8 protein-coding genes and 2 pseudogenes are annotated in these 15,466 nt (G+C 33.5%); 1 reads left to right on the top strand and 9 read right to left on the bottom strand.

Features of this window, described 5'->3' with window-relative positions; genetic code table 11:
• Positions 1-955: 955 nt before the first annotated feature.
• From EVI01_RS01355 to EVI01_RS01340, 4 genes are all read right to left on the bottom strand, one after another.
• Positions 956-2,773, bottom strand: coding sequence for a leucine-rich repeat domain-containing protein (locus EVI01_RS01355; protein WP_010752096.1), 1,818 nt, complete (start codon positions 2,771-2,773; stop codon positions 956-958).
• Between the two features lie 634 nt (positions 2,774-3,407).
• On the bottom strand, positions 3,408-4,598 hold the full coding sequence (locus EVI01_RS01350) for a hypothetical protein (RefSeq protein WP_010752097.1): 1,191 nt from the start codon (positions 4,596-4,598) through the stop codon (positions 3,408-3,410).
• 8 nt (positions 4,599-4,606) lie between these two features.
• The gene (locus EVI01_RS01345; protein WP_010752098.1) at positions 4,607-5,821 is read right to left on the bottom strand and encodes a M60 family metallopeptidase; all 1,215 of its coding nucleotides are present in this window, start codon (positions 5,819-5,821) and stop codon (positions 4,607-4,609) included.
• Between the two features lie 556 nt (positions 5,822-6,377).
• Positions 6,378-8,384, bottom strand: coding sequence for a M60 family metallopeptidase (locus tag EVI01_RS01340; protein ID WP_010752099.1), 2,007 nt, complete (start codon positions 8,382-8,384; stop codon positions 6,378-6,380).
• Between the two features lie 511 nt (positions 8,385-8,895).
• Here EVI01_RS01340 and EVI01_RS01335 point away from each other — a divergent pair.
• Positions 8,896-9,261 carry a YccF domain-containing protein gene (locus EVI01_RS01335; protein ID WP_010752100.1) on the top strand — a complete coding sequence of 122 codons (366 nt, stop codon included), beginning with the start codon at positions 8,896-8,898 and terminating at the stop codon, positions 9,259-9,261.
• Positions 9,262-9,346: 85 nt separating this feature from the next.
• On the opposite strand, the gene EVI01_RS01330 is transcribed toward EVI01_RS01335, so the two are convergent.
• From EVI01_RS01330 to EVI01_RS13960, 5 genes and pseudogenes are all read right to left on the bottom strand, one after another.
• Positions 9,347-10,378 (bottom strand): beta-N-acetylhexosaminidase, encoded by a 1,032-nt coding sequence (locus EVI01_RS01330; RefSeq protein WP_010752101.1) that lies wholly within the window; start codon positions 10,376-10,378, stop codon positions 9,347-9,349.
• A 132-nt stretch (positions 10,379-10,510) separates the two neighbouring features.
• A complete protein-coding gene (locus EVI01_RS13970; RefSeq protein WP_244150164.1) occupies positions 10,511-10,861 on the bottom strand; it encodes a fibronectin type III-like domain-contianing protein in 351 nt (116 codons plus the stop codon).
• A gap of 75 nt (positions 10,862-10,936) precedes the next feature.
• A pseudogene (locus EVI01_RS01325) lies at positions 10,937-12,701 on the bottom strand (glycoside hydrolase family 3 protein); the annotation flags it as partial.
• A gap of 31 nt (positions 12,702-12,732) precedes the next feature.
• A complete protein-coding gene (locus EVI01_RS13965) occupies positions 12,733-12,996 on the bottom strand; it encodes a glycosyl hydrolase-related protein (RefSeq protein ID WP_244150163.1) in 264 nt (87 codons plus the stop codon).
• Between the two features lie 219 nt (positions 12,997-13,215).
• Positions 13,216-15,068 (bottom strand): annotated as a pseudogene (locus EVI01_RS13960) (alpha-mannosidase); the annotation flags it as partial.
• Positions 15,069-15,466: the final 398 nt, after the last annotated feature.

Genomic DNA, 15,466 nt, shown 5'->3' with positions numbered 1-15,466 from the left:
AATTCTCTTGATCTTTTTTTTTAAAGATATAAAACATATAATGATTGGTACCATATCTCCAACCCCTTCTAGAGGGATTTGGACGATAAATGTAAGAGGCAACACCACAATTGGAAGGATTATTTTTTTCTCTAATGGTATTTCATTATACAAATTATAAAAAATGATATAGAAAAAAAAGAGTTCTAAAAACGTTCGAAAATTATCACAAAAAGATCCTATATCAACATACGTCATGCAGAACACCTCCATGCAGTTTCTGTTTTATTCTCAAAAATTTTAGACATAAATATAAAAGTGGAAATAATTCGTTCTTTTTGTATAACTATTGTACTATTGGAATATAACAAACATGGGAAGATGTCTTAAAACGTAGCAAAAAGTATCTTGAGCGCTAGTTTCTTAAAAAAATCAACATTTGTTAAAGAAAAAAATACTAATCTCTTCCATGACTATTTATTTGTAAATACAAATAGATTAGAACTAATGAAATCATCCTTTTGGCAATCTCAATCAGTTCTTTTTTTTTCTATTTCTATAGATACTCTTTATTTTCGTCTTCCTTTTGGTTGCACTCATGGTTTCTCTTCAACATTTTTCTATTTTATTCATAAAAAAATCTAGTGACATCTCTTTGCTTAAGAGTTTCACTAGATTTCAATTTTTATTTTTTTGTAAAAATAAATAGTTTTTTAATTCTACACATTTTTTGTAGTCCTACTTGAATAGAGCTAATCATCATCTGATTATGTTCTATTTCTACCAACACACTCTACTTACTAATCTAGTAGTACCATTGCCTCAAACGATTACCATTGATCCTTTTCTAAATTTTCTTGTATCCTCCACATCATCAATATGTTGACAGGGCTCTCGAGCGATCAACATAAAAGGTTACATTTCCATTCATTTTTTCTCTACTATTCTGATATTTTATATGAATTATTTAAACAGTTTATTTTACATAGTGCGCATCTTGAAACACCTTGCCACTAAACTTTCCATCTTGAGAAATAAAACTTAACTTCCCTTCTCCTTCTGCTAACCATGTTAATTCAGCTCTTTCAGAATCGTAATAATAAGGAATTTCCCCTGCACCTTGTATCTTTAGTTCACTTCCATCTAAATCTTTAAAAGCAATCTTTACTGGACTGAATACTGCGGCATTGGGTAGTTTGACGAGTTGGTTATCTGCCCTTAAATCAGTTAGTTTCGTTAAATGCTTCAACGGACTTAAATCAGTAATTTGATTAAATGATACGACCAATGTCTTCAAATTAATTAAATCTTTCAACGGTGTCACATCACTAATTTGGTTACCTGATAAACCTAGAGCTTCTAAGTGAGTCAATGCACTTAGCGCTTTAATACTTTCACTTGTTAGTTGATTACCATAGAAATTCACCTCAATTAGTTGAGACAAATTCTTTAATCCGTCAATATTACTTAATTGATTATGTGGCAAAAAAAGGCTTTTAAGTTTTGTTAAATTTTTCAACGGAGTAACATCTTTAAGATTATTATCTCCGCTACTTAAATATTCTAATTCGATCAGTTGACTCAAAGCGGTTAAATCTTCAATTTGATTTTGCTTTAATGTCAAAGTACGTAGATTCGTTAACGGTGATAAGGCATCAATTGTCTTAAGGTTATTATAACTTAACCCTAAGGAAGATAAATTGGTTAAGGAAGATAAATCAGAAATATCATCAATTTGGTTACGTTCCAATTGTAAAGAAGTTAATTTAGTCAACGTTGCTAACCCTTCAACCGATTGAAGATAATTGTCATTTAAGTGCAACACTTGTAAGTTTGTCAAGGAGGTTAGCTCATTGGTATCACTTAACTGGTTTCCTGTTAAATAAAGCGCCTGTAAACTTGTGAGCGATTGAACTGCTTGAAGTTGAGAAAGTGTATTATCTCTTAAATCCAAAGCAGTAATCTTCGATAATTGCGAGAGCTTACTGGTATCACTGATCTTGTTATCTCTCAGCATTAAAACTCTGAGATCTGTCAGGTTATGTAATGGTGAAATATCCGATACTTGGTTGGATTCTAGAGATAGTTGTGTCAAATTTTTCAAGTTCGCTAAAGGAGAAATGTCTTTGATTTCATTTAACTTTAATTGCATAATATTTAAATTAGTCAGATTTGCTAAACTAGTAATTGAAGTAATGTGATTGGCATTTAACCATAAACCAGTTAATGTAGTGATTTCAGTCAGCGGACTAATGTCAGTAATACCATTATAGACTAATGAAAGCTGTGATAAATTGGATAAACCTGTTAATGGTGTTAAATCAGTAATTTGATTGTAATCAGCACCTAATATCTCTAATTTCGTTAATCCTGCGATCGGACTCAAATCACTAATTTGATTGTCATTAATACGCAGATCAACTAAATTAATAGCATGTTGTAGTCCATACAAATTTTCGATCTGATTTCCAGATAAATCAAGTTCTGTTAATGATGCAAGTCTTTCTACTGTGATTTCCAAACCATTTTGTACGTTTAGAATTTTCATTAAGGCCTTTCTTAATTGTGGATCAAAAATATCAACAACTTTCTTTGGATTTTCTGGCACAAGCAAAGAACCATGGAGCGTTGCTTGGTTCAAATTTGTTAGCTCTGAAAGTTTAGATAGCATTGGCTCCTCTTTAGCAAATGCATCGCTTACTGAGTTTGCCACCACGTCCCCAGAAAATGAAACTGCCATCGCCCCTGCCAATACACCACTTAACATAAATAATCCCATTTTTTTACTAATCATTTGTTGTAAAACCTCCTTTAATTTTCATTAATAATATTTATAATTATATTTTAATTTATAAATTGTTATTTAATATCTTTTAAATGTTTTTTATTTATTGTATTTTCGATTAACTCATTATGAATATTTCATTTGAATTTTGTTTCTTCTAAAAAATATGATATTTGTATTATTTACAATGATTATAAATAATACAAGTATTATCAATCAGAAAAATGATTATCAAATATCTCCCCCCCTCCTGTCATTTACTAATTTTTTTGTTAACAAAGAATTAAATTAAACTTTCAAAAAAATTATTATCATCTAAAAATATTTTTTAAATGTTTTTTAAAAAAATTTAACGTTCTTTAATTATACAAAACAAAAATAATAACACAACAAAAAAACACACTGTTTTTTAATTTAAATTTAATTAAAAACAAAGAAGATTGCAGAAAAAAAGACCTGCAATCCTAGAAATTAGTTTTTCGCATTTATAAATAGTAGCGATTTGAATAAAACACTTGATTTCTACATTTAAGTGCAATTTATATTCACGAGTTTTTAATTCATCTGCTAATATCACATTTTCATAGTTACTTTTTGGTTAAGTGTTCATTATCTTCTAAGCATAGATAACAGTGACGATTGATTAAAATATTTGCCTAGCAATCGTATAAGTTTTATCCGTCAATCTTACTTCTACTCTATATTCAGATCCTGGAGTCAAATTACTAGTGGATAAAAAAACATGATTAGCTAAATTACCATAGTAAACTTTTCCATTTGTTACCTCTGCCATGTAACTCCCGTCTTTCAAGATTACTATTTTATAGTCTTTATATCTTTCGTCAACAAACGTCACAGCAAGTTTGTTTCCTTTGGCAGAAATACCTTCGATCAGCTCTTCTAAATAACTTTGTTGGATCTTTTGTAGCTGTTGGCTCAGTTTAGTTTTGACATCATTCGGTTCAGCTAATTGTTCAATTGACGACTTCAGCTGATTTATTTTTTCTTGTGTTACTACGTCTACAGATGTGTGGTTTTGATAACTGTTTAATTGACACATTATTTCTAGCAATGTTTTTTTCACTAAAGTAATTTCGTAGGATTGATTCGCATATTCAACCTCAACGCTAAAATTACTTGCTACTCCTTGTGTATTTAATTGCAAAATATTTCCATTTAAAGTGCCATTCGTTGCTGTGCCGTTATTTATTTCAGCAAGTACTTGCCCATCCCCTTTTACAATGATATGTTCATAGGATTGAAAACGCTCATCTGAAAAATAAATAGCTAATTCATTGTTTTCGCTTAATTCCATTTGATCAAATAGTGTATTTAAATAGGCTTGTTGTAATTTTTCTAATTGGTTTAAAAGTTCTCTTTGATCCTTTTGATCAGCTACGCTATTAATTGCTTCTCTAAAATGATCCAGTTCTTCTTGGTTAGTTGCTGTTGCTAATGAATTGTCAGCCATTAAATTAGTCATTCTTTCTGCTAATGTGTGAATATAAATACTACTCTCATATAAAGGATGTAACCCATCCTCTTTTTGAACAGCGATTTGAATGGTGTCTTCTTCAGCTACTGTTGTTTCTATTTGCCAACTATTTCCGTTTATGCTACTTGCTTGCCCATCATTCATTTCAGCAATCACTTCACCGTTTTTTAGTAAGACAATTTTTTCATTTGCTAAAAGATTGGTATCACTTTCTAGAAATTCGACTTCTACAGATTGTGCACTTAATTGTACATTCGAAATTATTTGCATTGGTAGTTCTTTGATTGTTTTACTACCTGTTTGCCAGATTTCACTAGTGAGGGTAAGATAATTTGACATTTCTGCTTTTATATTTTCATTGATTGTAAAGCCCCATTTTTTTCAAAATAATCCGCCATGTTGTACCCAGTTATTTTTGACACATTTAAGATAAATTGTTGTATTTTTTCCGCATCTGAAGAAATATTAATCCTGTTTTCTCGATAATATTGATGTAAACGTGGATAGAATTTTTCTCCAAAAATCATCTCTAGCTGTCCAAACATGACCATTTTCACATCATTACTTAAATCATTAAATACTTTTTCTGAATTGTCTTTTGCTAAATATTGATACATTTGCGGGTAATATTGATCTAACGCTGTTATCTTTCCATACAATTCTTTTTGTGCTGCCATCGAATAGATATTAACAGTCGACTCCTTTACCCCTGACCATTTCCATGGAGTTTGTTGCCGTTGATGCCCACTTTCATGCCACACTCCCCAACCGTTATTGGTTTTCAACAAGCGTTCCATTGCAAGGTCTCCATGAAATCCCATATATTCTTGATCTGTATACATATACTGAAATGGGACTTCTACAAAATGTTGCAAATGTCGATCTGTGTGATTAACCGGTTTTCCTTCATCTGTGATACCAGATACTTTGTCTTGAGCAAGTAAAAAACGGTCGTAATATCTCATTAGCTCTTCAGGATTTCCTAAATATTTCTTTGCCATGGCGTAACTTACAGTAACCATGGCTTTTTGACTGACCAGTTGAACATCTTCGGCATTTGTAAATTGAGTCATTTGTGCCTTAAATTCTTCCACAGTGGTCTCTCCTAAAGTAAAAAATGGCATCTGACCTGAGGCGCCATTTACACTAATCGTTACATCTTCGTCAGTTGTATTGATGACATAAACAGGACCTTCATTTTCTACTTGAATGGTATTTTCACCCTGTTTAAGTACAAAAGTTTTTTCAGTGTTTCTTTTTGGCGAACCAATTGCTAATTTCATTCCTTCCTTTTCTTGAACATTCACAGTCAAAACATCCCCTACTTGCGCATACACTCCTACTGGATCTAAATATGAGTACCGATAATCTCTCAATTGACTAATGCGATTGTTTTCGGCACCACCTCGTCCTGCATACACCTTGGTTATTCCTTTTTGTTCTGTTTCATTAATAGTTTCTTGGTTGCTCGTTTCCTGAGTTTCTAATACATCCGCCTTCACAGAAATACCACCTACAAAAATAAGCGAAAAAAACATCCAAAATAACGCACTTCTTTTCATTTTCTCTCTCCTTTCAAGTTTACCAACCTCAATTAAAATAATTACATTATAATGTTTTTAATTGTATTTCATTTCACAATCATGTGCAACAAAAAGGCTTGGCCTTTCAAAAACAATATGAGATTTGTATTTTTATCATTTGGCATCTTTAAATGAATAGAATCACTCGCATTTAAATGATAACTATTTGTGTGAAATTCCCTCTATTCATTTTGTAATCAGATACAATAGCATGATAAAAAAATAACCAAATAAAATTGAAACACACCCTAAATATTAGATTCTATATCTAATATTTAGGGTGTGTTCCAGTCACAAATCTATGATTTTTCTATATTACAAGAAGCAACTCATTGAACGGGAACTATTAAAAGAGGTGTTATAATTTTTTCCCACTATGATATTTTTTCTTTTACTTATTTCAACAGTTAATAATTTTATTTTGTTGTTTTATGAATGATCACATATTTTTTTCAAATCAATTTAAATCATCTTTTCTAGATTATTGAACGAGATCATTTACTTTGTTGCTCATATCTTTTTCGACCAATCCACTTTATTTCGTCCAACGGGCAATTTCATATACTTTATGCGGTAAACGAACTTCTACACTAAAGTTTTGTACTGCGCCTTGATCATTGACCCTTAAAGTATTATTGCTGGCAGAAGCGTAATAAATTGTTCCATTGGCTACTTCAGCTAAATATTTGTCATCAGCTCTAATAACAATTTTTTCATAATCTCTAAAACGTCTGTCTGCAAAATGCACTTGGAGTTGATTGTCTTTCGTCAGTTCAATCTTATTCACTAATGTATTTAGATAAGCTTGCTCTAACTTTTCTAATTGTTCTAATGGCTTTTTCTTATTGAACACATTATTAATACCATTAAGGGCTTCTCTTAACTCATCTAACTGATTTTGAGTGACAGTAGAAGCTAACGGAGTCGAGATACTTAGCTGCTTAATTTTTTCCTGAAGCTCATTAGCATACGGATCTGGTTTGTGTTCATATAATGTGTATCTTCCATAGCTTTTTCGAACTTCAATTCTAAAATGATCGTTAGCTCCAATGGTTGTATTTGTCCGCCAAACACCATTAGTAAAGGCACTATTAAAGGCTCTTCGATCTGTTAACTCAGAAAAATAGACGCCATTTTTCATTAAAACAATTTTTTCTCCTGCTAATAAATCCGTATCTCCATCAACCATTTCAACTTCAATTCTGTTGGGTGACGTTACTTGAACAGATGAAACTTTCTGAAGAGGTAATTGTTTGACTGTCTGATTATCATTACGCCAAATATCCACGTTTAATGGTGCATACTGTTTTAACGCTATGCGGGTTGATTGACTGATATTAAAGCCCCAATTTTCAAAATATTCAGTCATATCAAAGCCTGTTATTTCCGCTACATTCAGCATAAAGTGTTGTATTTTCTGAGCATTTGAAGGCATACTAATGTTATTTTCACGATAGTATTGGTGCAATAATGGATAAAATTTTTCACCAAATGTCAATTCTAGTTGACCAAACATTACTAACTTCAATTCATTACTTTGATTATTAAAGTCTTTTTCCGCATTTGGTCGATCTAAATATCGATGCATAGCCTCGTAATGTGGATCAAGAGCACTCATACTACCAGTTATTTCTTTTTGAGCGGCTAAAGAATAAATATTAACCGTTGCTTCTAAAACCTCGGACCAAGTCCAAGCATCTTGTTGGCGCTGATGTCCACTTTCGTGCCATGGACCCCAGCCATTATTCGTTTTTAATAATCTTTCTAAAGCAGCATCTCCATTGAAACCCATGTATTCATTTGAAGCATACATATATCCAGTGCTTACTTCCACAAAATGTTGAAAATGTCGATCTGGACGATTAGCCGCTTTCCCTTCATCTGTAATACCAGATACACGATCTCGAGCAAGTAAAAAGCGATCATAGTACTCCATTAATTCTTGCGGATTTTCTAAATATTTTTTCGCTCTTTCATAACTAACCGTGATAATTGCTTTATCGCTAACTAGCTGCACGTCTCTAGCTTGTGTCATCCTTGACATTTGTGTTTGAAAATCTCCTACAGAGGTTTCACCTAAAGAAAAATAAGGCATTTGACCACTGTAACCACTAAGTGAGACCGATGCTTGCCCACTATCGTTACTATTAATTATGTACACAGGACCATCATTTCTTACTTGAATCATATTTTGTCCCAGTTTTAACTGATATGTTTGTGCTCTATCTCGCGTTGGTGAGCCAATCCTCAATGAAAGACCATCTTGTTCTTTCACTTCTACCATCAAAGTATCACCGGTTTTCGCATATGCCCCTGTTGCTTCTAAAGGCGAATATCTTCGTTGCCTCCCTTGTCTATTTTTTTCTAGTTCAGCATCACCACGCCCAGGAAATATTTTGTGAATCACTTGATTTTCTACAAAATTTTTCGTTTCCTGCGCAAAATGGTTACTAAATTCCTTTGCTTTTTCCTCTGCGTTTGCCGTCACTCCGCCAATAAAACTTAATGACAAGCAAGCACTAAATAATACTAAATTCTTCAAATATTCTCTCCCCCACGATCATAAAATTATAAAATAACTATAAAATATTAAGTTAAAAAATGTCTTATATAATATATATTATAATGTTGTTGTTATTATTGCAATAGGTAATTTAAAAAAAATCATGGAATCAAATAAAATTCCTTTTAAAAAAAGGATTAAAAATTATATTTTTATCAATTATATAAACTTTCAATAAAAAAATAGATATATAAAATTAAAAATAAATGAGAATAACGAGTTCATAAAAAACAAAAAAAACAAATCAATGTCTCTTGTTTTTTTATTTTTTTGGATGATTTGATTCACACTTTTTTCTATTTGCGAAAATTGCTTTTTATTAGTATATTCACTTTTGATTCGTCGAAAATAATTTATCCATATTAAAAAGTCGCTTGTCCTACAAGTTGGGTTTCTATAATTGAGCATTTTTTATTATGAAATCACTTAAATAAGTTAGCTCAGCCAAATACTTCATGTTACAATAATAAAAAATAGCGTAGTTGATAAAATGAACTTCTTAGGTAACTTGATTTGGTTTATTTTTGGTGGGTGCATTGGAAGAATTGGCTGGTTTTTGGCAGGTATGTTTTGGTGTATAACCATTGTTGGTATTCCAATTGGTTTACAATGTTTTAAGTTTTCGGCGCTTACTTTTTTCCCTTTTGATAAAGAAATCATTTATAGTAACAGGCGTATCTCGTTAATTATCAACATTATTTGGCTACTGATTAGTGGATTACCTTTGGCTTTCACACATGTTGTTAGTGGGATTCTTTTATATATGACTATTATCGGCATTCCATTTGGTAACCAATCTTTCAAACTAGCGAAATTAGCCTTGATGCCATTTGGTACAAGAGTCGTGCCGAAGTAACATGACTAAATCAAAAAGATAAGAACCACTTGGATAAGTTTGTCCAAGTGGTTCTTATCTTTTTGATGAACAGATTTTTTATTTTTTATACCTCCCAAATAATTTCTTGTTGAGCAGCTAAAGGTTCTTTAATCAATGCTAAAACTTCTTCTTCTGTCAACGCTTTGGGATAATCACTCCAAATAGCAAAATAGGCACCTTGTACTTGCTTCATTTGTTCTTTTGTCAATTTTTGGTCTTCCGGAAAGTGATTAATCGCCCAGTTTTCTCGAATTTTTTGAGCAGTAGGATATTTATAACCCGCTCCTTCACCTAAAACAAAATAGAAAAAATGATCATTAACATTAATCACTTGATGCCCATGAGTTAAAAATTCAGTCACTGGTGCCATAATTGGTTGATGCTTTGTCCAATACGTAATTTGGATTGTTGGTTTTAATCTACTCTTCATAAGATAACCTTCTTTATAACCCCCATCATTCCAAATTCTAGCTTTTTTTCCTGATGATTCCACAAATTCCGCTAACTCATTGATGTAATCAATAAACACATCATATTGTCGAGTTGCATCATGATATTTCGTCACTGCCTTTTCTTTTAAAGCAGGATACTTATCCAATTCGGAAAATTCAATGTATTCATCTGCACCTAAATGGAAATAATTAGTTGTCTGAAACAATGCAATGTATTCTTTTATGATGCGTTTTACCATATCTACCGCTTCGCTTTTAGTTATATCCAGCGCACGATCAGCAGGAAAATTCAGCGAATCTTTACCTATTCTTTTCATCTGCCATTCTGGATAACGTTCAATCAAACGTTTCAAGTGTCCCGGACTATCAAATTCTGGAATGACATCAATTCCCCTGCCATTTGCATAGTTGATTAGTTCCGATACTTCTGCTTTGGTCCAGAATCTTTTTGAAGTAATTGCTGGAATAGTTTCGCATTCGATTCGAAAACCTTCATTATCGGAAAAATGAAGTTGTAACGCATTCATTTTCAACGAAGCCATATAATCAATCAATTTTTTCAAAAAATCAGTCGTATAAAACTTACGACCCATATCAATAATCAAGCCACGCTCCTTTAACGATGGTTTGTCTGTTTTGTTCATTTTCTTACTTCCTCCTTTTTTAGCTGTTTTGCTTCTTACTTAATCATTAATTTCCAACACCCGATCCCTTCCTTTGTTGTTTTGGGGATTACACAATCTGTGGGCTTTATTTGACAATTTTCTACTATATCTTCACGTCTTTTTTTCATCGGTTTTAACCTTTCTAAATAAATGATTGTAGCTTTGCTTAAAATTTGATGCTTCGACAGTGAACTGAATCGATGAAGGAAGAACTTCTTTGAATTTTTCATCCAAATAATATAAACGTTCTTTAGGAATCATTATTTCTACGGTTTGCACTTCGTTAGGCGCTAAAAAAACTTTTTTAAATGCAACTAATTCTTTTTCTCGGGGTGTGATGAAGCCTTGGTTCTTTTTCCCGTAAATTTGGATCGTTTCTGCTCCACTGTAATCCCCTGTATTCTTCACTTGGCACGCCACTGATATTGATTCATCAGATTGCTCATTCAGAAAAATTCCCATTATTTCAAATGTCGTATAACTTAAGCCGTAACCAAAATGATATTTAGGTTTCTCAGGATAGTCTGTATATGTTTCTTTAAACAATGTCTGTCGATAATTATAATAGACTGGTAATTGTCCTGAATGTTCAGGGATCGTAAAAGCAAGACGACCATTAGGATTTTTACCAAATAAAACATTCGCAATTGCCCGACCACCGTATTGACCGGGATAACCTGCAAAAAGGATGCTAGCTACATAAGGCTCAATAGCTAAAAGGCTATGTGGTCTTCCTTCAATAAGTACAGCAATGATGGGCTTATTGAGTTTTGCTAATTCTTTGACTAGATTTACTTGGCAGGCAGGTAATTCCATTTGTGCTAAGTCAATATTTTCCCCACTTGACATTTCTTGCGAACCATGTAAAGCTGCCCCATTTTTATCAAAAGCTGTCGAAAAATCTCTTGCACTGGATCCCCCTAATGTCACGATGATAGCATCCGCATTTTTAGCAACCTCGTTTGCCTTAGTCAGTCCATCAGACAGTACTTTTGTTATGTGACAACCTGGTGCATAAGTCACTTGGGTTTTAGTATTGGTAATTTTCTCTTTGATTCCTTGGAAGAGATTGCAACATCGTTCCAGCTTTTTAAAAGGAGTGTAATCGCCAAGAGAATGATAAATATTGTTTGCATGAGGACCGATTACAGCGATTTGTTTTAACTGCTCTGTCATTAGAGGTAAAGTGCCATCATTTTTCAATAAGACAAGGGATTCTTCAGCCAAAGCAGTACATGTCTTTTCTTTTTGTTTTTCTGTAAAAATAGCTTTTACTGGCTGTTTGTCAGCAAACAACCCCAATTGCTGTTTGATTTCAAGTATTCGTAAAACAGAACGATCAATGACCTCTTCTGTAATTAATCCAGAAAGAACTGCTTGTTCTAGGTTTGGATAAACATCGTCCCATAAACTAACATCCACACCACTGAGGATTGCTTTAGCAGCAGTTGCAATTGGATCGCCAAAAATATCTGCTACACGATCTAACCCACAGCCATCTGCCATGACAAACCCAGAAAATCCATATTCTGTTCGTAAAACTTCTTGCAATAAATGCGAATTGATATGGCAAAAAATGCCGTCAATGTCGTTATAAGCTGCCATGCAACCTTTTACGCCAGCTTTGATTCCAGCACGAATAGCAGGTAAATGAATTTCTCTTAACTCTCTTTCTCCGATAGCAACAGGACCAGCATTATGTCCTCCCATTGCATCTCCCTGTCCAGCAAGGTGTTTTAAAACAGCCAAAATTTTCTTTTTGTAACCCTTTTACAGCTGCTTCAGTAAAGGCAGCAGCTAAATAAGGATCCTCGCTAAAGCATTCTTCTGTTCTTCCCCACCTTGGATCTCTCAAAATGTCTAATGTCGAGATTAACCCTAAATGGGCGCCTTTTTCTTGTAATTCATCGGCAACTATTTCTTGAAGTTTTTGGTACAATTCGGGATTCCAACTACAGCCTACAGAAAAGTTGGTAGGTGTAGTCATAGAATCCAACGCCTGATGCCCATGTGGACACTCTTCCGACAGTAGTACAGGAATCTTTAATCGTGTATGTTTTACCACATATTGCTGGATCATTTGACTGACCTTTTGTGCTTCTTCTTTTGATAAACCGGTCAACTCGTTTCTTTCAGACCATGGATCGGCTCGAAACACCCCATAAATGATGCCAATCGTTCCATATTTTTCCACTTCATTTTTGAAATATTCGGTTAAAAAAAAGTGTCCCTCTTTTTTTTCATAGACTTTCCAACCATACAATCGTTGATTTAACTGGCCGATTTTTTCTTTCAACGTCATTTTTTTCAATAATATTTTTAAATCATCCATCTTACTCATCCTTTAGTTGAATTTTTAGCGTATGAATTTCATAAGGAGAGAAAATCACTGTTACTTCGTTCCCATTTTCTATAGGCAATTCTTGGAGTGGATTTTCTAAAAGATCACAAATTTGAACGTTTTTGATTGGTTGAGAAAACTTTAATACCGTTTGGGTTTGTTTGTTCTCAAATTCATATGCTCGCAAAATCAGTGCATGATCCTCTTCTGCTTTTTTCAGTGTCTCTAAACAGATATTGCGACTTTGGCCTGTCACCCATGAACCTTCTGGAAATCGTTTGTCTTCTTGACGTACAGATAAACAAGGAATGTTTAATTGCCGTGCTTCTTGATGCGTTTTTCCTTGCTTCCACGTTTGATCGTGGCAATAGAGTGAGTAAATAAACTGGTGTCGTCCCTGATCGGCTTTTTCATACGGATCGGTCGCAGATTTGATCAATGAAATCCCAAGATGTTGGTATTGTGCATCAAAACCGTATTTTGAATCCGTTAATAATGATACCCCGTATCCATCATCTGATAAATCCACCACTTATGTGCACAGACTTCAAATTTCGCTTTGTCCCATGAAGTATTCTTATGTACTGATCGTTGAAGATTTCCAAACTGAATGTCATAAGTTGCTTGATAGGCATTGACAGGAACAGGAAATTCAACTCTGAGCAAACTATGTACTTGGTGCCAATCCACTATTGTTTCAAAATCAATTCTAGTTTTATCATGGATAAGATGAATATATTGTGTGATCGTAGAGTCATAAAATTTTCTAACAATTTTCAACGTATCTCGAATGGGCCCTTGATCCATAATCCATGCTTCTACGATATTAGTCACGACTGTTGGTTTATTTTTATAATAATAATCAATATCCCAGGCATCAAAATTCAAAGGCAAATCTTCGTAAACGAGTAATTCATTCACCGCTTTTTTCGTAGCTAGTTCTCGCTGATTTTTTTTGTCAAACACACGAATCATTCGATAGCTTTCATCAAAAGAAATGATAAATTCTTTCGTCTCATACTGCTTAGTTAACGCAATGGGCTCAAAAGTTTTATCCGTTTCTTTTTCTTCAATTTCGTAATAAATGCCACCTAAAATAGGTAATTGATCAAATCGTCCAAGTATTTGCCCATCATAAGTTCTTTGCATCAACAATTCTTGTTGGTAGCTTTTAAGACTTTCCCCTTGTCTTAATGGTAATGAAACGATGTTTGCATTTGCAATATCGCTCGGATTAAAAAGATAAAGATACTTGCCTTTTGCTTTTTCAGGAAAAAGATTCGTTATTAGCTTTTGCATTTCATGAAACATTTCTTTATAATCGCTATCCGTCTGATCATACACTTCTTTAATCGAACTGCCTGGCAAAATATCATGGAATTGATTTAATAACAGTTTTTTCCAAGTTTTTTCTAGTACTTGATCAGGATAGTTCATTCGATCTAAAACACTATATAGCTTTTCAACCGTTTGTAACAAATTTTCTCCCAAACGATTGTTTCGTTTGTTTTTTCCTATGGATGTATAGGTTCCGCGATGGTATTCAAAGTATAGTTCTCCTAACCATTCTTTTTCTTGATGTGTCGTCATTACTTCTGATAAATCTTGGAAAAAATCCACAGCGTTGCTTTCAACAACTTTAGGCATACTTGGAAGTCCATTTTTCATTCTTTTTAGTGTTTCTAACATTTCTCGTGTTGGTCCGCCCCCACCGTCACCGTATCCATAGGCAAGCAAGATATGAGTATGAACATCTTTATCTAAGTAGCGTTCCCAACTCTTTTTGACTGTATAGGGATCTAATATCCCATTATATGTCGTATAATGAGGTGTTGGGCTATATCCTTCACTGATGGTTGTAATCAAATGAGTTAATGTCCGACTCCCATCAATCCCTTGCCAGTAAAAGCTATCATAAGGAATCTGGTTGAATTGGTTCCACGAAAGTTTGGTTGTCATAAAATAAGGAGTATTGGTCTTTTTTAAAATTTGTGGTAACGCAGCTGAATAGCCAAATACATCTGGTAGCCATAAAATTTGACTTTCTACACCAAATTCTCTTTTTATAAAACGTTTGCCATAAAGGAATTGGCGAACCAACGATTCTCCCGAAGTAAGATTACAATCTGCTTCTACCCACATAGCGCCTTCTGGAATCCATTTTCCTGTGATCACTTTTTCTTTTATTTTTTCGTAAAGCTCAGGATATGTATCTTTGATTAGTTGATACATTTGTGGTTGACTTTGTATGAAAGTTAATTCATCGTATTCATTCATTAAATTCAACACTGTTGAAAAACTACGTTCCCCTTTTTCGACGGCTTGCATGACTGTCCACAACCAAGCAAGATCAATATGAGTATGTCCAACTACGAATGCTTGAGGTATTTTTTTATCTACCATATTTTGGTAAAATGCTTGTTGCAAACAATCATGTGCTTGTTTTAATCCTTGGTAATATTCCACGCCATAAGGTTGAAAGAAATTCAACTTATTCACGGCTTTTCCTAATTCTTTTTCATAATAAAAGTAGTTGGGATCACTCTCATTTAAAGAGCGCCAACTGTCAAGTGCTACGAAGAAATCATAGAATAATTGATAAGATGGCTGATCAATCCATCTTAGTTCAACAGTTAAAGGATATCTCTTTTCCTCCCTACCGGAAAAAATTTCGATCCTTATTGGGATTTGCTCCCGAGTAGCTTGTTCTTGGGTGAGTCGTAAGG

Origin of the sequence: Enterococcus villorum (genome assembly GCF_007990225.1) — a bacterium.
Lineage (GTDB): Bacteria > Bacillota > Bacilli > Lactobacillales > Enterococcaceae > Enterococcus_B > Enterococcus_B villorum.
Note: the sequence above shows the minus strand (reverse complement) of the source record. Positions and strands in the feature narration are given on the sequence as shown.

Excerpts from the sequence above, each read along its gene's own strand:
- EVI01_RS01330 (WP_010752101.1), bottom strand. The coding sequence starts at position 10,378 with ATGAACAAAACAGACAAACCATCGTTAAAGGAGCGTGGCTTGATTATT.
- EVI01_RS13970 (WP_244150164.1), bottom strand. The coding sequence starts at position 10,861 with ATGGGAATTTTTCTGAATGAGCAATCTGATGAATCAATATCAGTGGCG.
- EVI01_RS01355 (WP_010752096.1), bottom strand. The coding sequence starts at position 2,773 with ATGATTAGTAAAAAAATGGGATTATTTATGTTAAGTGGTGTATTGGCA.
- EVI01_RS01345 (WP_010752098.1), bottom strand. The coding sequence starts at position 5,821 with ATGAAAAGAAGTGCGTTATTTTGGATGTTTTTTTCGCTTATTTTTGTA.
- EVI01_RS01350 (WP_010752097.1), bottom strand. The coding sequence starts at position 4,598 with ATGTCAAATTATCTTACCCTCACTAGTGAAATCTGGCAAACAGGTAGT.
- EVI01_RS01335 (WP_010752100.1), top strand. The coding sequence starts at position 8,896 with ATGAACTTCTTAGGTAACTTGATTTGGTTTATTTTTGGTGGGTGCATT.